Here is a 20,656-nt window from a genome sequence, read left to right as displayed (position 1 = left end):
TTATCCTTTAAAACAATCATGTGCTTCTTGTACGACTTGTTCTACTTGAAGTAAAGAATTTGTTCCTCCTACTTTAAAATGTGCTAAGAATTCAATATTTCCTTCTCCACCAGTAATTGGTGAATACGTTAAATTTTGAATACTAAATTGACATTCATTTGCATAAGAAATCACATTTTCAATGACTCTTTGATGTATTTTAGCATCCTTAACAATTCCTTTTTTTCCGACGTCTTCTCGACCTGCTTCAAATTGTGGCTTGATTAATGCAACTATATCGTCCCCATCATTTAAAATATCTTTTAAAGGTTCAAAAATAAGTTTTAATGAAATAAAAGATACATCAATTGTTGCAATATTTGGGAGTTCATATTCAAATAAATCAGTTGTTGCATGTCTAAAATTTGTTTTTTCTTTAACAACAACACGTGGATCGTTTCTTAATTTCCAAACAAGTTGGTTCGTACCTACATCAACAGCGTATACGCGTTTCGCTTTGTTTTGTAAAGCACAATCTGTAAAACCACCTGTTGAAGATCCAATATCAACCATAACACGATCTGTCATTGTTATATCAAAATATTTAAGGGCTTTTTCAAGTTTTAAACCACCTCGAGAGACATAAGGCATCACAGATTCTTTTACAAATAATTCCATATCAACTGGCACTTTTGTTCCAGGCTTATCAATTATTTCATGATCATTATGAACAATTCCTGCCATGATAGCACGTTTAGCCTTTTCTCTTGAATCGAAAAAACCTTGTTCAACTAACAATAAATCAATTCTCTTTTTTTCCATTAAGTAATTCCTCACATTTTAATAATAACGATTTAATATCCACATGTTCATCTTCTAAAATTTCATTAACTTTTCCTTGTTTTGAAAAATGATCTTGAATAGCAATATGTTCAAAACTTCTTAAAATTCGATTTTCATTACAATATGTAAGTAATATAGAACCTAAAGAACCCGTTTTTAAGACAGTTTCATAAACAATAATTGGTTTCTCGTCATTTTTAAAAATCGTATGTACCATATTATAATCTATTGGTTTAATAAATCTTGCATTAATTAAGCGAATAGGTAAATGGTTTTCTTCAATCATGTTTTTAACTCTCATTACATTTTCACCATAACAAATAATCGTTAATTCATAATTTTCTTCTCGACATTCTATTGTCCACGTTCCAATTTTCAAAGTATTATGATAATCAACTGGATGGTCATCTATACTGCCCCTTGGAATACGTAAAAAATAAGGTTTATTAAAATTAGTGAAACATGTATTAACGTATGTTCTTAATTCTTTAGCGTCTTTAGGTGCAAAATAGACAATATTAGGTATCGGTGTTAAAAAGCCAATATCAAAAACACCATGATGTGTTGGTCCATCTTCACCAACAATTCCGGCACGATCAATACTACATAAACAAGGTAACTTCATACGAGCTATATCATGATTAATTTGATCATAGGCTCTTTGAATAAAAGAAGAATAAACAGAAATAAAAGGTTTTTTCTTAGATATTGACAAACCTGCAGCAAAAGTCATGGCGTGTTCCTCAGCAATTCCTACATCAAAACAACGTTCAGGAAAAACTTTAAAAAGATTATCCATCGCTGATCCTTTCATCATAGCAGGTGTAATAGCAGTAACATCCTTATCAATTTTCATCCATTGAAATACTTGATCAGAAACAATAGATGACCAAGATTTTTTATTGGTAGATGTTAGAACATTTCCAGTTTTTACATTAAAAGGTGGTGTCCCGTGCCATTTTCCTTCTTTATCATTTTCTGCATAAGAATAACCTTTTCCTTTTTCTGTAACAACGTGCACAACAACACTTTTTTTATTTGTTTTTGCGATATTTAAGACACGAATAAGTTCTCCTATATTATGTCCATCAATAGGACCTAAATAATCCATACCAAAATCTTCAAAAATGGTATCATCTAAAAAACCATGTTTTACAAAATCTTTCAAATATTTTGTTGCTTTATAAACACCTTCACCAAGTTTACCCTTTTGTAACATTGTACGATAATCATCTTTCATACGATTATAAGTATTAGAAATACGTATATTATTGAGAAAGTTATTCATCGCACCCGTACTTTTAGAAATAGACATTTGGTTATCATTTAAAATTAAAATCACTTTATTTTGTATTGATCCTAAATGGTTCAATGCTTCTAAAGATTCACCACCAACAACAGCCCCATCACCAATAACAGGTATAACATCAAAATATTCATGATTTAAATCTCTCGCAATCGCCATAGCAACCGCAGCTGAAAGTGCAGTAGAAGAATGTCCAGCTTCCCAAACATCATGTTTGCTTTCACAGCGCTTTTGAAACCCTGATAAGCCATTAAACTGACGTAATGTTGGAAATTGCTTTGCCCGTCCCGTTAAGATTTTATGAACATAACTTTGATGTCCAACATCAAAAAAAATCTTATCTTTTGGTGAATTAAAAACATAGTGTAACGCAATTGTCAGCTCAACAATTCCTAAGTTACTTGACAAATGCCCCCCTGTTTTTGAAACAGATTGAATAATAAATTGACGAATTTTATATGCCAATTCATTTAATTCATCTATATTCATTTCCATTAAAAAACTTGGATCTTTTATTTTATTTAAATCCATTTAACTCACTCTTTTCCATAAAAGCTCAATAATTTCAATAATTAAGCCATGATTAATTGATAAAGAATAAACAAGCTTGATTGCTTCTTTAAATAATTTATCTACTTCTTTTTGTGAAGCTTCAACACCTATTAAAGTCGTATACGTTTCTTTATGATTGCTTGCATCACTGCCAACAGGTTTTCCTAAGGTTTTACTATCAGAAATCACATCTAAAATATCATCTTGAATTTGAAATGCAAGCCCTACTTTATATCCAATTTCTTTCAAAACTTTTACATCTTGAGGACTTGCAATCAAACCACCAAGTTGAAAAGCACATGATAACAATTTGCCTGTTTTATAATGATGAATAGTATTGAGTTTATCAATAGATAATTTTTTATTTTCATTTTCAATATCTAATTCTTGTCCATAAATCATTCCTGAAATACCACTTGCTTGATAAAGACAAGAAATCAAGGCAATTTTTAAATCACTAGCCAAAGATGTTTTTATAATAATATTTACTGCTTCATTTAATAAACCATCACCAGCTAAAATAGCTGTTGCTTCGCCAAATTGTTTGTGACATGTCGGTTTTCCTCTTCTTAAATCATCATTATCCATTCCTGGTAAATCGTCATGAATCAAAGAATATGTATGAATCATTTCTAAAGCACACGCGATATCTATATAATCATGATAATTTTGATTATAAGCTCTAATGACTTGCAAAACAATAAAAGGTCTAATTCTTTTTCCACCAGCTTGTAAAGAATAAAGCATAGCTTCTTTTACTTTACTCTTTGGATAATCATTTAAAATCGTTTTTAATCTTTGATTAATTTCATTTACAATATTATTCATGTTGTTCACCTACATCAAAGTCTTCAATTTTTCCATTTAAAAGAATTTTTGCGACTTTATCTTCAACATTATTTATTTTTTTTGAACAATAATTAGAAAGTTGAATTCCTTCTTGAAATAGATCAACACTTTGATCTAAAGAAGTTGTATCTTTTTCTAATAATTGAACAATTTCTTCTAATCGATTTAGCGCTTGTTCAAATGTCATATTTTCCATTTTATCACTCCTTATGCACTATTGCATTTACATAGCCATCTTTAAAAAGAATTGATATTTTATCTTGATTAGAAACATCATCTATTGATGAAATATTTTTATCATTTTTACTGACAATTGCATATCCTCTTTCCAAAGTATGAAGTGGACTTAAAGCATTTAATTTTGAAACCAAAGACATAAAATCAGTTTTACTGTATTTTATTTTATGTTTCATATTCTTTTTTAATAAATTGACTTGTGCAGCAATATGTTGATTATATTCATTTATAAAGATTTCATTACGAGAACTTAAAACAAGACTTAATTCTTTTTGCTTTGTTTTAGAAGTTTGTAATCTATTTTTCATCCCATTAATTAATCTTTCTTGAATATGATTTAAATATTGCGCTGAATCACCATAAATTTTTTCAGGATTATTAAATAAATAATAATTTTCATAACGAATTAATTCTTTTTTTGATGATTCAATTTTGTATTTCATATTTGTTTTCAATAAATTTGTAAGCTGCATTAAATTATCTTGCATTTCTAATAAATTAGGTGTCGCTTTAATAGCTGCTGCAGTAGGTGTCAAAGCACGAAAATCACTAACATAATCACAAATTGTAAAATCGGTTTCATGTCCAACGCCTGTAATAATCGGTGTTTTCAAGTCAAAAATTGTTCTTGCAAGTGTTTCTTCATTAAAGTTCAATAAATGTTCTAACGAACCCCCACCTCTTGCTAGAATAATCGTGTTAAATTTTAATTGATCTACATATTCTAACGTTTTAACAATATGAAGATAGGCATCTTTTCCTTGAACTGGTATTGGAAAAATGATAACTCGACAAATTGGAAATCTTGATTTGATTGTTTGCATAACATCCATTAAAGCAGCACTTGGATAAGCCGAAAGAACAGCAATTTTTCCTGGGTATAAAGGAATGTCTTTTTTATATTTTGAATCAAATAATCCTTCTTGATACAACTTTTTTTTCAAAGCTTCAAATTGTAAATACAAAACACCAATACCGTCGGGTTCAATTGTTCTTACAATAAGTTGATTATAGCCAGTTACTGCATAAACAGAAACACTAGCCTCTATTAAGACATGATCTCCATTTTTTAAATCAAATGTTAATTGCTTTGCAAAACCTTTATACATGATAGCACTTATATTTGATTTTTCATCTTTTAATGTAAAATATAAATGACCAGAATTAATATTTCTTTTTAGGTTTGAAATCTCACCTTTTATATAAATAATCTGTAATTGAGAATCTATATCTACTTTTCTTTTTAAATAGTTGTTTAACGCAGAAACCGTTAAATATTTTTTAGTCAATAGATGCTAAAACTCCATTGATAAATTTATAAGTATCCTCATCACAGTATTTTTTAGCAAGTTCAACTGCTTGATTAACAACAATTTCTTTTGAATAATCATTAAGTTCATAAATAGAAACATAAAGAATTGCCTTTTCCATTAATGAAAGTCTTTCTAATGTCCATCCTTTTTTCAAATGTTTTTGAATAAGAGGCTTGTATTCATCAATACGAGAAATTGTATTAAATACAAGTGTTTTGCATAAAGCCACTTCTCTATCTTCCATTCTAGGTTTATAATAATTATTCAAATAATTTTCAATTTCTTTATCTGTTGCATTTGTTAATAAATATTGATAAACAGCAATAACTGCTTTTTCTCTAATTAATTTTTTTCTTACTTTTTCCATAAAACATTTCCTTCCAAAAATATATTACTATTTTATCATATATTTGAGGCAATTTAAACAAATAAAAAGGAATCGTTTAAACAATTCCTAAAATTTAATCTTATTAACATTAATGTTAACTTTTACATTTCTAAAACCAATATATCGATCAATAGTATTAATAATTTCACTTTGAATTTGGTTAACAACTTTTCCAACATTTAAACCATAATCAATACAAATATTTAAATCAATAACAACTTGATTATGATCATTAATTTCAACATTAACAGCACCTTTTCCACCATCAAAATCAACACCTTCTATTTTACTCATTTCATGAGTTGTAATAGATTGAAAAACAGATAATTCAATATATTGTTCACCTAAATTATTTTTCTTTTCTACAACATAATATTCCATATGATTACTCCTTCTTTAAATATACCTATATTTTATATAAAATTGTCCAATTATTCAAGTTTAGTCTTCTACAAACTTTACTTCAATATCAAATATATTATTATATTTCCCTTGAATACATTTAATGACGCGATTTGCATCTTTTGAAGTTGCTTCTTTTAATTTGATAACAACTTTCAAATGAGTATCATCAAGTTCTACAAAACATTCTTTATACCCTTTTTCTTTTAATAATTTACATATTGTATTTTCAGTTTCAATATCTGAATTTGTTTTTTCAATAGATGTCAACGCCTCTTGTATTTGTTTTTTTGATGATTTAGCCGATGCAATTACATCATTATTTTCAGCAAGTGTATTTTCATGATTTTCATTCAATTGATTTTGAAGAACCTCTATTTTACTAAGTTGTTTTGTTTGAACATTTGTTTGTTGATCAATAGGTGGAACAACTAAATAATAAACTGATAAAACAAGAATAAGTGTAAAAAGTGATAAAAAAGTAATAGCCTGTTTATTCATATAAATCCCCTCTCTATCATTTATATGAAGAAATCTTTTTTATATGAAAAAACACTAGAATAATCTAGTGTTTAAGCTCTACCTGAATATTTTCCTTCAGCAGTTGAAATAACAACCATTTCTCCTTCGTCAATAAATAAAGGAACTTTAATTTGGAAACCAGTTTCCAAAACAGCATTTTTAGTAGCTCCAGTTGCAGTATCTCCTTTAACTGCTGCTTCAGCTTCTGTAATTTGTAAAGTAACTTTATCAGGCAATTGAACACCTAATACTTCACCTTCAAAACTACGAATTGTAGCAGTTGCGCTTTCTTTTAAGAAATTCTTTTCCCATTCTAAGTTTTCTGCAGGAATTTCAATTTGTTCGTATGTTTCACCATCCATAAATACAAATGCATCTCCTGTATTATATAAGTATTGCATTTCTTTTTTATCGATTTGAGCTCTTTTTACTTTATCATTCCCACCGAAAGTTAATTCAGTAGTTGATCCTGTACGTAAATTTTTCATTTTAACTTTAATATTTGCTGCAGCTCTAGCAGTTTTATTGTGAGAATAATCTAACACGACATATAAATTTCCATCTAATTGGAAAGTAACTCCAGGTTTTAAATCACTAACGTTAATCATAATAATCTCCTTTTTATTAATACTCTCGATGATTATAACAAATAATTATTATGAATGGAATATTTTTTCTAGTTAATTTCTTCTATTTTTTGAATAATATTTTTTTCTTTATTTAATTCAACATGGAATAGATGTTTTTTATTTTCTTTTTCTATAGTTGTTTCGATATAAAAATAATTTCCCATGTCATCTACAGTATAACTAATGGCATAGTCGTCAATAGTTAAATAATCGCTTAATAAAATACTATTTTTATTTTCATATTTATAATTCGCTAATAATATATTTTCAATAAGTCGTGTTTCGTTCACTTCTTTTAACCCCTTAAAACTGCGACTATTTAAAATTGTTATTTGGCATAAAGAAAAAATATTTAAAGATAGAATTAAAAGCAAAACAAGAGTTATTTGTAAGGCAGAGCCATTATTCGTTTTTAATTTCATAATCACTTCCTATAATATAACAAGACCAAATGTCATTTCTTTTAATCTCCATTCGAATCAAACTATCTCCTCCTTCAAATCGGACTTCATCGATTGCATTACATAAAATGTTATGCCCTGGTGTTAAAACCAAACGATCATTTTGTAAGATAACCTGGCATTGTTCGTCTTTTTCGTTTTTAAAAGTTAAACTATTTCCATATTCTATAGAATGCGCTGTTATTAATTCTTTTGATAACGTAGCTACTCCATTTTCTAAACGTGCATCTATTTTATTTCCATAATTAGAAAAATAAAGAGTTTTATAAAGAAATGAGCAATTAATGACAATCAAGGACGTAATTAAAAGACTTAATAAAACTTCTATTAATGTAAAGCCTCTTTTAGACATTGTTCAATTCCCTCTTCTAAATTTAATTTTTGTTCTTGATTACTCTGGATAGAAATATATTCTTGATATTCCTTTTCAATTCTTAGCCTTGTTTTTCCATTTAACGTATATAACGAAACAAGTAAAACAATAACAGAAATGAAAACGCTAAAAGCAAACAAGCTTTCAATTAAAGTGAATCCTTTACGATTGGAATTCATATTCACCACTTCCTAAATGAAAAACAATTTTTATCTTTTTTTGATTATTAGCCAAAACAATATGATTTGCCTGATTGATATTACCATTTTTATTAAAATAAACCTCTTTAATTTTATCAAAATAGAACTTATCAGGAAGTTGAAAACTAATCTTTTGTTCATCTTTTAAATAATAAACTTCCTTTTTGGTAAAACATAAATCAATTCTTTGATGAGAAATTAATGATTCTTGTTTAGCCTGATCAATCATCATTCCTATTTGTTTTTGTACATTTTCAAAATTGTAATTATTTTGATGTGTAAAATAATATGGAATGGTAAGTAATGTTATTGAAACAATAATAGATAACACAAACAACATTTCTATCATAGTGAATCCTTTATTTTGAAACATAAGCTTCCCCGTCATTAATTTGAATTGCAAGTCCAGAAGGACAAACAGCTTGCTTTTCTTTTAAATAAGGATGACTTCCAGAAGTTAATTGTGACATGCTTGTTGGTAGTTCTCCATGCTCAATCTCGTATAACACAATTTGAGAGTTGACAACTTCAATTTGAGCGTCACAGCTTTTCTCTTTAACAATACGATTTTTGCTGGTCACTTCAGGAATAACAAGAAGTAAAATCACTAAAATAACTGATATACAAAATATCATTTCGATCAATGTAAACCCATTTTCTTTTTTTATCATCATTTTCACCTATAGTTTTCCTTTCTTTTATTTTTATTTATAGAGTTGAAACAACATTCATCATTGGAATTATAATAGATACATAAACAACAATGACAAAACTTGCAACAAATCCATAAATCAAAGGAACAATTGTTTTAATAATACGTGAAATTAAACGATCTATTTGCATAAACGAAATATCTATATACTCTTTTAAAGATTTTTTTTCATTTTTATTATGAATAAGAACGATAAACATCTTAAAATCATCTGAAAAATAAGGAAATGCTTGGATGGCAGAATCAATATTTCTTCCTTCTAAAATAGAATTATACAATTCATAAACAATCATCTTAATATCGCTATCTTTTATCTTGTTATAAAGAAGTTCAATAATAGTTGTTGCATCATAATTATTCATCAGCAACTCATCGTAATAGATAGCAAATTTAAGCGAGTAATACTTACAAATAACATTTTTAACTAATCGCGTATGTTCGATCATAAAATCAATATATTGAAAATGTTGATGTGTTACAGAAATCTTTACAAACAAAACAATAGAAACAACTACAACAAAAACAAGTATCAAAAACAAAGGAATAATTTTAAGAAGTGTAAAGAAAAATTCAGTAATTAAACTTTTTTCAATGTTAAAATCAATAAATAGAATTTCTACTTGTGGTAATAGAAATAAAACAACAAAAATAGAAAAAACAAAGAGAAAAATCAACATAAAAAGTGGATAACCTAATTTCTTTATAAGAATTTTTTTGATTTCTTCTCTTTTCTTACAAATAGCGAGTGTTTTTTCTAAAGCATCGTCAATTGAAAAATCATGTTTAAAGAAAGAAAAATATTCTTTAAATAAACCAGGTAAATTCATTTTTAGTAATGCTTCATCTACTGTTTCTCCTTGATAAAGATATTTTTTCAAATCACTTACTTGTTTTTTAAAATCAAGCATTTTGCATAAATCCAACAAATCATGTATTGAATATCCTTGCTTTAAAAAGAAAATCATATATTCTATAAAATCTAATGTTACTCTATTCATCTAAAATACCTTTTTCAACCAATGTTTTATGAGCTTTTTTAAAATCGTAATAATTGACTTTTTTGTTTTTAAAATAATTTTGTAAACTTTGCTTATCCAGAAATTCACTTTCAACAACAATTTTTTGTTTTTTATTGATGTTCATTTTTTGTGTCATCACCCCAATTAATACATCTTCTAAATCTAATAACTGGATATTCAAATTTACAAGTCTTTTTAATGTGTTTATACAATGACTTGCATGAAGTGTTGTCAAAACTAAATGACCTGTCAAAGCACATGTTAACGCAAGTTGCGCCGTTGTTTCATCTCGTATTTCACCTATCATGATTACGTCAGGGTCATGTCTTAATATTTGTTTAAGCGATTCGTTATAATTAATTCCTTGTTTTTCATTTAATTCAATTTGAAGACAATAATCTTTTTCAATTTCAATAGGATCTTCCAATGTAATAATATTCTTTTGATAATGTTTATTGATTTCATCAAGTAAAGCATAGAGTGTTGTGGATTTTCCCGATCCCGTCGCCCCACTAATAATAAATAAACCATTTTCTTGTTTTGCTATTTGTTTTAGAAATTGATTTACATGAAAATCATAAGTTAAGTTATTTAATGTAAGTTTTTGATGATTATTCAGTATTCTAATAACAAGTGAATCCATCTCTTTTCCCATCAAAGATGAAATTCTGAGATTATATTTTCTATTGTTATATTCAAAAATACAATGTCCTGTTTGTGGCTTTCTAAAATAATTTAAATCTATTTTAGAAATAAAACGAATATAATTTAATAGTTTTGTCATTCGTTTTGAATCAATCGTATCGTAATCATAAAGCCTCCCTTTCTTTCTAAACTTTATAATACCTTTTTCTTTAGATAATAAGTGAATATCACTTACTTTCTCTTTAAGAGCGTCATAGACTAATTGTTCAAATAACTCGTTCATATTGTTCCTCCTACTAGTTTATTCGCTCTTTTTTTGTTTTTTTCTTCAAAAAAATGAAAAAAAACAAAAAAATCGTTTTTACAAACGATTTAAGTACGGATTATTCCTTTTTTCATCATCGAGTGTTGTTGATGGTCCATGCCCGGGATAAATAAGATAGTTTCCTGAAATACCTTTAATTTTTTCAATAGAAGCAATTGTTTCTTCTAATGAAGAATTAGGAAAATCATATCTTCCAACAGCACCTTTAAATATAACATCCCCAGAAAAGATAATATGATGATCTTGAAAAATCACAAAACAAGAACCATGAGTATGTCCAGGTAAATTTAAAAATTGAATTTTAAAACCTGCACATTCTATGAAATCTTTTACAAGAGTTATTTTTGCTTGCATGTTTAATGGTTTTGAATAATTAGATAAATTAATGTCATCATCATAGAAACAATTATAATCTCTTTCATGAAGATAAACAGAACATTGATATTTATTTACCAAGTCATCAACGGCGCCAATATGATCAAAATGTCCATGCGTTAAAAGAATAGCTGAAATATTTAAATGGTTTTCATTTAAATATTGTATTATTTTTTCACTTTCAGCACCAGGATCAACAATTAAAGACTGATTACCATTTTCAATAATATAACAATTTGTTGCCATTTGACCCAGTGTCATATGTTTGATTTTGAGTTCTTCCATATTTTTTCCTCATAATAAAAAATAAGCCGAAGCTTATTTTTTTTCTTTGTGTACAGTTTTTTTATTGCATCTTGGGCAATATTTATTAACTTCCATTCTATCTGGATGATTTCTTTTATTCTTAGTGTTGATATAATTTTCTTCACCACATTCTGTACATTTTAAAATGATATTATCTCTCATGATTACACCTCCGCATCACTAAAACTTTCTTACACATAATAACATAATAATTTATGAAATACTAGCATTTTTTTAATTTAGTCCATATTTTTCTACATATTTATCGACAACTTGATTTGCAATAATTGGCGCAGATGAATCAGCACCAGTAGAAGAACGATCTTCACGTTCAGCAATACTTGCAAAGGCAACAATTGGTTTACTATCTTCTGTTGCTGAAATATAACCAATTTGTAAGTGGTTAGGATGATCGACATTATCACCAGGATCATATTTTTCTGCAGTTCCTGTTTTACAGTAAGCCGCATAAGGCTTTTGAGACCAATACGTATGAGATGTTCCATCACTTCTTGTAACACAAGCACGCATTCCTTTTTTGATTTGTTGGAAGGCTTCTACTTGTGAAGAAACATCATCTTGAATATTTGTTTTAAATTTATAAGTTGAAACATTGTTCCCTGCATCATCTGTTTTAAATGATTCAACTAAGAAATGAGGTTGTACTTTTTTACCCATGTTTGCCACCGTGCATGTATATTGTGCTAATTGAATTGGTGTATATGTATCATATTGTCCAATACAAGCATCTAATAATAAACCAGCTTCAGATCTTTGTCCTTTATATCCATCACCTTCGTTTGGTACATCAAGTCCTGTTTTTACTCCTAAACCTAATTCACCAAAATCACGTCTAATAATTGTAAGTGTTTTTACAAATTTATTGAAATCAACGTTTAAGGACGCATTTGGAACATAATTGACATCGGCAAGTTTCATTGCAATTCTAAACATGTAAACGTTTGAAGACCACGCTAGTGCATCAACTTCATTGATATTTCCCATATTTTTGTATGATTTCTTTTCTTTTGAACCTTTAATTTTAATCGGTTCATCGACAAAATACGTATTTGGAACAATAATATTTTCTTTAAAAGCTGTATAAAGTGTTCCTGCTTTTGATGTAGACCCTATTTCAACTTGTCCTAAATAGTTGAAAGAAGAAATATCAGATACTTCACCTGTGGTTTTATCAATTTTCTTTGCTGACATCACTAATACTTCACCAGTATTGGGATCCATCATTACAAAATACATTTTTTCAAAGTATTTGTTAAAACTATTACATGCTTTTAATTCGTTAGTAATTAGTTCGTCTGCTAATGCTTGTAGCTCCCAATCAATTGACAAACGAATATTATTTCCTTTTTGGCCATTAATGCTATTTGTCACAATAGGATCTCCATTACTATTGTATTTAATAGAGTAAGATGAATTTGTTGCTTTTAAAATATCTTCATATTGTTTTTCTAAACCGCTCGTTCCAACACGACTATCATTTGTATATCCTAAAGCTAAAAGTTCATTTTTCATTTCTGAAGGTAATCCTTGTCTTTTTGTAGTTACTTTTCCAAAAATAGAAGAAAGTTGTCCATCCACCATTGATTGACGTGACCAACCACTACTAATTTGAATACCTTTTAAAACATTTGCATTTTCACCAATAACACTCGCTTCTTCAACAGAAATTCCTTCAGCAAGTGTCACAGATCCTTTTTTACATCGTTTCATTAAATATTCAAAACGAACTTGTTCAATTTCATCATGTGTCATATTTTGATAAATATAGTCTAACGTTAATTTGGAAACGATTAGATTTTTCTTTGCTTTTTCATAATCCGTACTATCAGGATTATCTTTTTTTAATCGTGACAACTCTTTATTACTAATCAAACTTTCAGCAAGTTTTTCATGGGCAATGATAAAATAATCTTTGATATTTCTTTCTGTGACATTATTTACATTCTTTGGTTCAAAATCAATATCTAATTTTTTACTCAAAAATTTTGCAATGTATGTAATTTCTTTATCTGTAATTGATTTTGGCGCATAATAATTAACACATATAACATTTTCATTACCTACAAGTTTTGTATAATTACGATCATAGATTTCTCCACGAGGAGCATCATTTGTAAATGTTGAAGTTCCATAAGTTTCCAACTTCACTTTTAAATTATCTGCTTGCGTTAATTGCACATAACCAAGTCTAATAATTAATATAATAATCAAAATAATTGTCAGACATATTAGCTCAATTAATCTTTTTGAAACAATAATTTCTGTCTTACTATTTTGATATTCCTTTTCTTCACTAAAACCATGAAAACGTACTTTTGAGTTATTTTTATTATTAAACAATTTCAAAATATTACGCCTCCTTCCGCATGTGTATTATATTATACTTTAATTAAATAGTAAATTTGAATTATGGTCTAAAAACAATAATTTCACATTTTTATATCAAAATAGCAGCTCAAGCTGCTATTCATCATCAACAGATAAAATTGCCATGAATGCTTCTTGAGGAATTTCAACACTTCCCACAGCTTTCATACGTTTTTTACCCTCTTTTTGTTTTTCTAATAATTTCTTTTTACGAGAAATATCTCCACCATAACATTTAGCAAGGACATTTTTCCGCATTGCTTTGATGGTTGTACGGGCAATGATTTTTCCTTGAAGTGCTGCTTGAACTGGTACTTCAAACATTTGTTTAGGAATAATTTCTTTTAATTTTTCACAAATGACTTTACCTCGACTATAAGCAAAATCTTTATGAACAATGGAAGAAAGTGCATCTACAACATCTCCATTTAATAAGATATCCATTTTTTGAAGTTTACTTTCACGATAACCAATCAACTCATAATCGAAAGAAGCATACCCTTTTGTACTTGATTTTAATTTATCAAAGAAATCATATACGATTTCTGATAAAGGAATATTATAGATGATATTTCTACGTGTATCATCAATATATTCAATATCAACGTACTCACCACGTTTTGATTGACATAATTCCATAATAGAACCAATGTATTCATTTGGTGTCATAATTGAAGCTTTAACATAAGGTTCTTCAATAAAATCAATCACTTGAGGTGCAGGCATCATCGCTGGGTTATCAATTTCAACCATTGTTTTATCTGTTAAATAAACACGATAAATAACTGATGGTGCTGTCGCAATCAATTCTAAATCAAATTCTCTTTCAAGACGTTCTTGAATAACATCCATGTGTAATAATCCTAAGAAGCCACATCTAAATCCAAACCCTAAAGCTTGTGATGTTTCTGGTTCAAATACTAAAGATGAATCACTTAATTGGATTTTTTCTAAAGCTTCACGTAAGTTTTTATATTTAGAATTATCTACCGGATAAAGACCACAATAGACCATCGGGTTTAATTTACGATAGCCAGGTAATTGTTCATAACTTTCATTTTCTAAAGTTGTAATTGTATCCCCAACATGTACATTTTGAATTGATTTAATTGCTGCTGAAATCCATCCAACTTCACCACAAACAAGTTCATCTTTTTTGATTTCGGCTGGTGTTCTTACCCCAACTTCTGTTACTTCATAAGTGGCACCAGTGGCCATAAATTTAATATGATCACCTACTTTAATAGATCCTTCTTTAATTCTTACAAAAACAACGACACCACGATAACTGTCATAGAATGAATCAAATATTAATGCTTGTGTAGGATTATCTGCACTTCCTTGAGGAGCTGGTATATCTCTTACAATCATTTCTAAGACATCTTGTACATTAAGACCACTTTTTGCTGAAATAAGAGGTGCATGATCTGCAGGTAAGCCAATAACATCTTCTATTTCTTTAATAACACGTTGTGGATTAGCACTTGGTAAATCTACTTTATTAATAACTGGCAAAATTTCCAAATCATTATCTAAAGCTAAATACACATTTGCAAGTGTTTGTGCTTCAACACCTTGTGCAGCATCTACAACTAATACTGCCCCTTCACATGCTGCAAGGGAACGAGAAACCTCGTATGTAAAGTCAACATGACCTGGAGTATCAATCAGATGTAATAAATAAGTTTGTCCATCTTTTGCTTTATATTGTAATTGCACTGCATTTAATTTAATTGTAATTCCTCTTTCTCTTTCTAGCTCCATACTATCTAATAACTGAGCTTTCATTTCACGATCAGAAACAGCTCCTGTCATTTCTAGAATTCTATCTGCTAAGGTACTTTTTCCATGATCAATATGAGCTATAATTGAGAAGTTTCTTATTTTATGTTGTTCTATCGCCATTATATATTCACCGACTTTCAGTAACTCATTTTAACAAAAAATAAAGCAATTGACAATTTATTTATAGAAATAATTATTTGCTGCTTCTTTTAAAAAAATGATTTAATCTAAATGTTTCATTTGTGCTCCATAAATCGATTGATTTCCATTTACTAAATAAGCAAAAATGCAAACAATAATAAAGAGCATCATATTATTTCCACCAAACACTTCTATACTAATCATCATAGGTGCTATTAATGTATTCGTTGCTGAAGCAAAAACAGCAACATAACCTAAGGCTGCACATAGTTCTATTGGTAAAATAGCATCTGTTATTTTTCAGTTAATTCATTTTCATTTATTAAATCTTGGTCATATTTCTCTTGAACTTCTTTATCACTTTTATTTAGTTCTTCAGCCAAGTTACTTATTTCTTCGTTTGACATATGTATGAGATTATTAATTTGATTTTTTAGATAAGTTATATTTTGTTGTTGATAATCATAATAATCCACGTAAAATTTAGCGATTAAAAAAGTATAACATAATTCAAAATCATATGCGCCCTTATTCATTCTTAATGATGTATCTTGTATAGATCTCTTTACTATCTCAACAAATTCATTTTTTAATAGTGATTCTTGCAAAATAAGTTCAAATAATTGATTACATGTTTCTTCATCTAAACACGTATGATATTTTAAATCAGAAATCTTGGCAACTGTAATTCCTAATTGAGTACTTAAATGTTTTTTTAACTTTGTTTGAGAGATATCTTTTCCTACTATTTTAGTAAATTCTTTTACTTTTCTTCTAATAAATGTACTATTCTTGATTTTATCAATCAAAACACCCACTCTTCTTGTGAAAAATCGCCATAATCATTTACTTTCGTTACCAATTTATCTGACGAGAGATCATAAGAGTTATTCTTTTGAATAAACTTTTCTTCAGTATTTAACAAAAACATCACCCTCTTTACTTATTTCTTTTGTTATATCATTAGGGAGACTTTATTTGTTAAATAAAAAAGACATTATTCGATAAAATCTAAATATTAATAATCGAGCAAAAGTTATCTATGAAACGATGAAAAAAGTTTGATTCTTGTATTTTTATTTAATATTTTCATCAAACAAAACACGAGCATTACTTAAATCCAAATCATCTACATGATTGATCATTCCTTGATGATATCTCTTTTGATTAATATTGTGATAACTTATAATATTAAAATGAACTTCTTGATCTACAGCAACAACGATTAAGTTTTGTCTTTTTTGATGATCATTCTTTTCTTGTGCTTTAAAGACATAAATATATTTAAAACATTGTTTGAGTGTTTTTACAACATTCTTTATATTTTGACTATATTTACCACTTAATGAACCAATGATATTTGTTATATAAATTCCTTGTGGATTTAAAGATTCTTTTATTCTTTTGATTGCTTCCAACGAATGAAGTTCTAATACTAAATTTTCACCAATAAAGACATCACTTAAAATAGCATCATATTTCTTTTTGTTCCTATTTATATAATCTCTTCCGTTTTCAAAATAACAATGAAATCTATTTTTATTCTTATCAAATTTATTAATAGTTTCTTCTAAATAGAAGTATTTATTAGAAATATCATAAAGAACTTTGTTAATTTCAACAACATCAATATTTCCTTGATGATGTGCTAAAAAATATTTAGGATAATGAAAAGCACCACCACCAATTAACAAAACATCATTAATTTGTCTATCTTCTAAATAATTTTCATCAAACATTAAATCAAATAAATACATATATTCAAAAAGTAATTCATTTTGTAATTCTTCTTCTATATAAGTTGCTGATTCCATACCACCATCTATATCAAGAACTCTTACTCGATGCTTATCATGTCGACCATAGCTAATGGTAATATGCCCATAAGGACTTTCTATTTCAATCTTATCGTTATACAATTTTTATTACCCTACCTTTAAAATTTAAACGGATCCCAATTTGGTTTTCCGCTATCATAGTAATCACATGATTCTTGCCAAGATTTCATTTCATCTTTAATGGTATCGCATAAACATTCATAGTCATCTTTTTTTAATTTATCATGATTCATCATTGATTTATAAAACTTTTTAAAACTAGCTGCTGTTTCTTTTATAGAATTTGGTGAAGACCACATACATTTTCTAATAAAGAAATCTCTAAAGAACAAATCTACTTCATTATTAACTTCTTCATAATTTGCATTATTACGATTTAATAAATATTCATTGATAAAGAAATCAACATTTTGTATATGTTTCTTAATTGTTTTATCAGATAGATTTGAAAGATCTTCTTTAAAAATATTTAATAATTCTTCATGTTGTTTTACAATTTTTTCTTTGTCAAACGGTTCTTTAAAATACATAGACAGATCTCCTTTGTTTTTAAATTATTATAATCAACTTCCTTTTATCTAATTTTATCATATTTAATAATTGTTCTATAGTAATTCTAAAAATAATTTAAAAACAGGAATATTACAACACAATTGTTGTTCATCCTGTTTTATTATTTATTAATATCTAATACTGCATAACATGCATCTCTAAACGCATCTAAGCAACATTTGCTTTTTTAGGATGTGAAGTCATAGAGAGACTATCTATTGCTTCTTCTAATAATCCTGGATTTCTTATTCACGTAATATGTTTGATACTTGGATCATACAAAGAATTACAGAAGCAATCATAACAACCTTGATTATATCCAATACAATAACGAATTTGATTCATTTGACCATTTTTATCTTTATTACAAAAATTTGCATCGGTAAGTTGCGTACGCGCCATTATAATTAAATCTACTTTATCATCTTCTAATATCTTTTCAGCAAATTCAGGAGTATTGATATGTCCACAAGGCATTGTAAACATTCCTGTTTCTTTACGAATACATGCACCATCTTCTACATTGAATCCATTTTCAATATCTACAGGAGCTACTTCATAAAGAGTTACAACTGTTATAATATTTCGACGTGATATATTTAAAACATCGACACCATATTCTTTGGCATCTTTACAAAAGTCAATCACTTCTTCAATAATTAATCCACTTTCAAACATATCATCATGACAATCTATTTTCAAAAAATAAAGGCACGGCTTCTAGTATATTTTAACGAATAGCTTTAATACATTCAAGTGGAAATTTCTATTGATCTTCAAAACTCCCACTCCATTCATTACTTCGATGATTGATTTCACTAGAAGGCATTGAGTGTGGTAAATAATTATGAGCGAAACGAAATTCTGAACAATCAAATCCAGCTTCAACTGAACATTTAGCTACCTCAATAATTTTATTAACAATATCCCATAATCTTTCAGAAGTAATTCCTGGTACAGTATATTCTACACTTAGTGGCATATCATTTTGAACTAGAATTTTTGCTTTTTAATCTAAATCAATAGCTAAACCTCCTTGCAAAAGTTGAATACATGTTTTATCACCAGCATCATGTACTACATCATTTAATTTTTTTAAGCCATTAATATACTTATCTTCAGCTATAAATAAAAACCCAAAATGTGCACTTGCTTTATCAACAGCAATAACCTCACCCATATTTAAACCATTACCACCCTTAGCACGTGCTACATGATAAACAATCAACTTATCTATAACACTTTATCTGCCTTCACTTTTCACACTTTCATGCGTACCTATCGCAGACATCACAACACGATTTTTTAATTTCATGCCACGAATCTATATTGGTTCAAATAATTTATCAAATATTTCTTTTTCCTCCTAAGCATTTGCTTTTTTTCTCTTAATCATAGCATTATGCAAAAGTGCTATCAAACAAAATATAGAGAAATTAATTTTTAAATCTATTTTCTTTATGTTAAAATTTATAAAGAAATAATATTAAATATTTGGAGAAATAAAATGAACAGCTATATCAAACAGTGGTTAGAAATTATAGAAAATATGAATAATGATAATACATATAAACTTGCATGGGGAAGAGCTATTATTGAACTATGTTTTGAAACAAATCAATTAGATGAACAAGTAACTTTTACATTTCAGCATATTGCAAAAAAGATGATTAAATATTATTGGAATCAAACCTATTTCTTTCATCTTGATCAAAGTCCAAACAAAAAGAAAATTCCCGTTTTAGTTCAAAATGTCAAGCTTCTAATTGATCTATATGAATCTATTCAACGTACTCATGTTCCTGTTTGGTTTGATAAAGCTGAGACTATTTTAAAACATGAAAAACAATATCGTAAAATTATAAACGACAGTGCTAAAACATTAAAAAATGATGTTTCTTGGAGATTTAAATTAGCAAATAAAAAAGAATATGATCTTTATTATTTAGATAAAAATTGCATGTTTATTTCTTTTACTAAACAACAAGTACTATCGCTTAAAGAATATAGTTTTGTTTTATCTCAACTTATTAATTTTAAATGGGCTCAACTTCTTGAAAAATTTAATCATTCTCCAAGAATTGCTTCTAAAGTAAAAGGTATTTCTGATAATACTATTAAAAGAAGCAGTTTAACAAAATATAAAAATATTCTTTTAAAAAGCAATAACTATCAAGCAATTGATTTTTATACTGGAAAAGTATTACAAGAAAATGATATTTCTGTTGATCATGTCATTCCGTGGTCTTTCATGTACAGTAATGATATTTGGAACTTAGTTTTAACAAGCAAATCAAATAATTCATCAAAATCAAATATCATTCCTTCTCAAGGTGTAATAGAGAGTTTAAAAGAAAGGAATGCTCGACTAGTTAAATTAATTAACGATAACAAGTATAAAGATGAATTACTTTTAGCTATAGAAAATGATTATGTTGATAAGTTTTATTTAGCTATGAAAATCTAGTAACATCAATTTGTCTTCTTTTTTGAATATCACTTTTTTTAAAATAAAA

28 protein-coding genes are annotated in these 20,656 nt (G+C 27.7%); 1 reads left to right on the top strand and 27 read right to left on the bottom strand.

From position 1 onward, the window contains the following. The 27 genes from C7U55_RS03035 to C7U55_RS14165 form a co-directional block, all read right to left on the bottom strand. Nucleotides 1–801 carry a TlyA family RNA methyltransferase gene (locus tag C7U55_RS03035; RefSeq protein ID WP_106987284.1) on the bottom strand — a complete coding sequence of 267 codons (801 nt, stop codon included), beginning with the start codon at nt 799–801 and terminating at the stop codon, nt 1–3. Further along, nucleotides 782–2,659, bottom strand: a complete 1,878-nt coding sequence (dxs, locus tag C7U55_RS03030) for a 1-deoxy-D-xylulose-5-phosphate synthase (RefSeq protein ID WP_106987283.1) — start codon at nt 2,657–2,659, stop codon at nt 782–784. The genes C7U55_RS03035 and dxs overlap by 20 nt, the downstream gene beginning before the upstream one ends. After that, entirely contained in the window at nt 2,660–3,508 is an 849-nt protein-coding gene (locus tag C7U55_RS03025; RefSeq protein ID WP_106987282.1) for a polyprenyl synthetase family protein, read from the bottom strand. Beyond that, complete coding sequence (xseB, locus tag C7U55_RS03020; RefSeq protein ID WP_048923706.1) at nt 3,501–3,725, bottom strand: exodeoxyribonuclease VII small subunit; 225 nt, start codon at nt 3,723–3,725, stop codon at nt 3,501–3,503. The genes C7U55_RS03025 and xseB overlap by 8 nt, the downstream gene beginning before the upstream one ends. A gap of 4 nt (nt 3,726–3,729) precedes the next feature. Continuing rightward, the gene (xseA, locus tag C7U55_RS03015; protein ID WP_106987281.1) at nt 3,730–5,055 is read right to left on the bottom strand and encodes an exodeoxyribonuclease VII large subunit; all 1,326 of its coding nucleotides are present in this window, start codon (nt 5,053–5,055) and stop codon (nt 3,730–3,732) included. After that, the gene (nusB, locus tag C7U55_RS03010; RefSeq protein ID WP_106987280.1) at nt 5,048–5,446 is read right to left on the bottom strand and encodes a transcription antitermination factor NusB; all 399 of its coding nucleotides are present in this window, start codon (nt 5,444–5,446) and stop codon (nt 5,048–5,050) included. Before nusB ends, xseA begins: the two co-directional genes overlap by 8 nt. An 87-nt stretch (nt 5,447–5,533) precedes the next feature. Continuing rightward, nucleotides 5,534–5,848 carry an Asp23/Gls24 family envelope stress response protein gene (locus C7U55_RS03005; protein ID WP_106987279.1) on the bottom strand — a complete coding sequence of 105 codons (315 nt, stop codon included), beginning with the start codon at nt 5,846–5,848 and terminating at the stop codon, nt 5,534–5,536. A gap of 60 nt (nt 5,849–5,908) precedes the next feature. Beyond that, nucleotides 5,909–6,370 (bottom strand): SpoIIIAH-like family protein, encoded by a 462-nt coding sequence (locus C7U55_RS03000; protein WP_106987278.1) that lies wholly within the window; start codon nt 6,368–6,370, stop codon nt 5,909–5,911. A gap of 71 nt (nt 6,371–6,441) precedes the next feature. Further along, nucleotides 6,442–6,999, bottom strand: a complete 558-nt coding sequence (gene efp / locus C7U55_RS02995; protein WP_048923711.1) for an elongation factor P — start codon at nt 6,997–6,999, stop codon at nt 6,442–6,444. 68 nt (nt 7,000–7,067) lie between these two features. Further along, the gene (locus tag C7U55_RS02990; RefSeq protein ID WP_106987277.1) at nt 7,068–7,442 is read right to left on the bottom strand and encodes a hypothetical protein; all 375 of its coding nucleotides are present in this window, start codon (nt 7,440–7,442) and stop codon (nt 7,068–7,070) included. Then, nucleotides 7,423–7,833 carry a prepilin-type N-terminal cleavage/methylation domain-containing protein gene (locus C7U55_RS02985; RefSeq protein ID WP_106987276.1) on the bottom strand — a complete coding sequence of 137 codons (411 nt, stop codon included), beginning with the start codon at nt 7,831–7,833 and terminating at the stop codon, nt 7,423–7,425. Before C7U55_RS02985 ends, C7U55_RS02990 begins: the two co-directional genes overlap by 20 nt. Continuing rightward, nucleotides 7,809–8,033 (bottom strand): type II secretion system protein, encoded by a 225-nt coding sequence (locus C7U55_RS02980; protein WP_106987275.1) that lies wholly within the window; start codon nt 8,031–8,033, stop codon nt 7,809–7,811. Before C7U55_RS02980 ends, C7U55_RS02985 begins: the two co-directional genes overlap by 25 nt. Further along, the gene (comGD, locus tag C7U55_RS02975) at nt 8,017–8,427 is read right to left on the bottom strand and encodes a competence type IV pilus minor pilin ComGD (protein WP_162297399.1); all 411 of its coding nucleotides are present in this window, start codon (nt 8,425–8,427) and stop codon (nt 8,017–8,019) included. The genes C7U55_RS02980 and comGD overlap by 17 nt, the downstream gene beginning before the upstream one ends. Then, a complete protein-coding gene (locus C7U55_RS02970; RefSeq protein WP_106987353.1) occupies nt 8,414–8,722 on the bottom strand; it encodes a competence type IV pilus major pilin ComGC in 309 nt (102 codons plus the stop codon). Before C7U55_RS02970 ends, comGD begins: the two co-directional genes overlap by 14 nt. Before the next feature lie 40 nt (nt 8,723–8,762). Beyond that, nucleotides 8,763–9,764 carry a type II secretion system F family protein gene (locus C7U55_RS02965; protein WP_106987273.1) on the bottom strand — a complete coding sequence of 334 codons (1,002 nt, stop codon included), beginning with the start codon at nt 9,762–9,764 and terminating at the stop codon, nt 8,763–8,765. Then, nucleotides 9,757–10,713, bottom strand: coding sequence for an ATPase, T2SS/T4P/T4SS family (locus C7U55_RS02960; protein WP_106987272.1), 957 nt, complete (start codon nt 10,711–10,713; stop codon nt 9,757–9,759). Before C7U55_RS02960 ends, C7U55_RS02965 begins: the two co-directional genes overlap by 8 nt. Before the next feature lie 78 nt (nt 10,714–10,791). Further along, nucleotides 10,792–11,415 carry an MBL fold metallo-hydrolase gene (locus C7U55_RS02955; RefSeq protein ID WP_106987271.1) on the bottom strand — a complete coding sequence of 208 codons (624 nt, stop codon included), beginning with the start codon at nt 11,413–11,415 and terminating at the stop codon, nt 10,792–10,794. 33 nt (nt 11,416–11,448) lie between these two features. After that, nucleotides 11,449–11,598: a 50S ribosomal protein L33 gene (gene rpmG, locus C7U55_RS02950; protein ID WP_022001550.1), complete on the bottom strand. Its 150-nt coding sequence runs from the start codon at nt 11,596–11,598 to the stop codon at nt 11,449–11,451. A 72-nt stretch (nt 11,599–11,670) separates the two neighbouring features. Continuing rightward, a complete protein-coding gene (locus tag C7U55_RS02945; protein WP_227279068.1) occupies nt 11,671–13,803 on the bottom strand; it encodes a penicillin-binding transpeptidase domain-containing protein in 2,133 nt (710 codons plus the stop codon). Nucleotides 13,804–13,920: 117 nt separating this feature from the next. Further along, entirely contained in the window at nt 13,921–15,729 is a 1,809-nt protein-coding gene (gene lepA, locus C7U55_RS02940) for a translation elongation factor 4 (RefSeq protein WP_106987270.1), read from the bottom strand. A gap of 102 nt (nt 15,730–15,831) precedes the next feature. Beyond that, nucleotides 15,832–16,026, bottom strand: a complete 195-nt coding sequence (locus C7U55_RS02935; RefSeq protein WP_239985145.1) for a chloride channel protein — start codon at nt 16,024–16,026, stop codon at nt 15,832–15,834. A 17-nt stretch (nt 16,027–16,043) separates the two neighbouring features. After that, a complete protein-coding gene (locus tag C7U55_RS02930; RefSeq protein WP_106987269.1) occupies nt 16,044–16,559 on the bottom strand; it encodes a hypothetical protein in 516 nt (171 codons plus the stop codon). A gap of 267 nt (nt 16,560–16,826) precedes the next feature. After that, the gene (locus C7U55_RS02925) at nt 16,827–17,669 is read right to left on the bottom strand and encodes a spermidine synthase (RefSeq protein ID WP_106987268.1); all 843 of its coding nucleotides are present in this window, start codon (nt 17,667–17,669) and stop codon (nt 16,827–16,829) included. A gap of 17 nt (nt 17,670–17,686) precedes the next feature. After that, entirely contained in the window at nt 17,687–18,118 is a 432-nt protein-coding gene (locus tag C7U55_RS02920; protein ID WP_106987267.1) for a recombinase, read from the bottom strand. A gap of 271 nt (nt 18,119–18,389) precedes the next feature. Continuing rightward, complete coding sequence (locus C7U55_RS14095; protein ID WP_204638386.1) at nt 18,390–18,842, bottom strand: oxidoreductase; 453 nt, start codon at nt 18,840–18,842, stop codon at nt 18,390–18,392. Nucleotides 18,843–18,906: 64 nt separating this feature from the next. Further along, a complete protein-coding gene (locus tag C7U55_RS14170) occupies nt 18,907–19,122 on the bottom strand; it encodes an oxidoreductase (protein ID WP_204638385.1) in 216 nt (71 codons plus the stop codon). Nucleotides 19,123–19,149: 27 nt separating this feature from the next. Then, complete coding sequence (locus C7U55_RS14165; protein WP_204638384.1) at nt 19,150–19,368, bottom strand: beta/alpha barrel domain-containing protein; 219 nt, start codon at nt 19,366–19,368, stop codon at nt 19,150–19,152. 279 nt (nt 19,369–19,647) lie between these two features. Between C7U55_RS14165 and C7U55_RS02910 the strand changes: the two genes are divergently transcribed. Next, nucleotides 19,648–20,607 (top strand): HNH endonuclease domain-containing protein, encoded by a 960-nt coding sequence (locus tag C7U55_RS02910; RefSeq protein ID WP_106987266.1) that lies wholly within the window; start codon nt 19,648–19,650, stop codon nt 20,605–20,607. Nucleotides 20,608–20,656: the final 49 nt, after the last annotated feature.

The organism is Faecalibacillus faecis, from assembly GCF_003024675.1.
GTDB lineage: Bacteria > Bacillota_I > Bacilli_A > Erysipelotrichales > Coprobacillaceae > Faecalibacillus > Faecalibacillus faecis.
The sequence above is the reverse complement of the archived record's forward strand: the minus strand, read 5'-3'. Positions and strand labels throughout refer to the sequence as shown.

Bases quoted from the DNA above. Each gene is read 5' to 3' on its own strand.
- C7U55_RS14170 (WP_204638385.1), bottom strand. From the start codon at position 19,122: ATGCCACTAAGTGTAGAATATACTGTACCAGGAATTACTTCTGAAAGA.
- C7U55_RS02965 (WP_106987273.1), bottom strand. From the start codon at position 9,764: ATGAATAGAGTAACATTAGATTTTATAGAATATATGATTTTCTTTTTA.
- xseB (WP_048923706.1), bottom strand. From the start codon at position 3,725: ATGGAAAATATGACATTTGAACAAGCGCTAAATCGATTAGAAGAAATT.
- C7U55_RS02985 (WP_106987276.1), bottom strand. From the start codon at position 7,833: ATGTCTAAAAGAGGCTTTACATTAATAGAAGTTTTATTAAGTCTTTTA.
- C7U55_RS02980 (WP_106987275.1), bottom strand. From the start codon at position 8,033: ATGAATTCCAATCGTAAAGGATTCACTTTAATTGAAAGCTTGTTTGCT.
- nusB (WP_106987280.1), bottom strand. From the start codon at position 5,446: ATGGAAAAAGTAAGAAAAAAATTAATTAGAGAAAAAGCAGTTATTGCT.
- C7U55_RS03025 (WP_106987282.1), bottom strand. From the start codon at position 3,508: ATGAATAATATTGTAAATGAAATTAATCAAAGATTAAAAACGATTTTA.
- comGD (WP_162297399.1), bottom strand. From the start codon at position 8,427: ATGTTTCAAAATAAAGGATTCACTATGATAGAAATGTTGTTTGTGTTA.
- C7U55_RS02990 (WP_106987277.1), bottom strand. From the start codon at position 7,442: ATGAAATTAAAAACGAATAATGGCTCTGCCTTACAAATAACTCTTGTT.
- lepA (WP_106987270.1), bottom strand. From the start codon at position 15,729: ATGGCGATAGAACAACATAAAATAAGAAACTTCTCAATTATAGCTCAT.
- C7U55_RS03000 (WP_106987278.1), bottom strand. From the start codon at position 6,370: ATGAATAAACAGGCTATTACTTTTTTATCACTTTTTACACTTATTCTT.
- C7U55_RS03035 (WP_106987284.1), bottom strand. From the start codon at position 801: ATGGAAAAAAAGAGAATTGATTTATTGTTAGTTGAACAAGGTTTTTTC.
- C7U55_RS03005 (WP_106987279.1), bottom strand. From the start codon at position 5,848: ATGGAATATTATGTTGTAGAAAAGAAAAATAATTTAGGTGAACAATAT.
- dxs (WP_106987283.1), bottom strand. From the start codon at position 2,659: ATGGATTTAAATAAAATAAAAGATCCAAGTTTTTTAATGGAAATGAAT.
- rpmG (WP_022001550.1), bottom strand. From the start codon at position 11,598: ATGAGAGATAATATCATTTTAAAATGTACAGAATGTGGTGAAGAAAAT.
- efp (WP_048923711.1), bottom strand. From the start codon at position 6,999: ATGATTAACGTTAGTGATTTAAAACCTGGAGTTACTTTCCAATTAGAT.
- C7U55_RS02960 (WP_106987272.1), bottom strand. From the start codon at position 10,713: ATGAACGAGTTATTTGAACAATTAGTCTATGACGCTCTTAAAGAGAAA.
- C7U55_RS02955 (WP_106987271.1), bottom strand. From the start codon at position 11,415: ATGGAAGAACTCAAAATCAAACATATGACACTGGGTCAAATGGCAACA.
- C7U55_RS02910 (WP_106987266.1), top strand. From the start codon at position 19,648: ATGAACAGCTATATCAAACAGTGGTTAGAAATTATAGAAAATATGAAT.
- C7U55_RS02920 (WP_106987267.1), bottom strand. From the start codon at position 18,118: ATGTATTTTAAAGAACCGTTTGACAAAGAAAAAATTGTAAAACAACAT.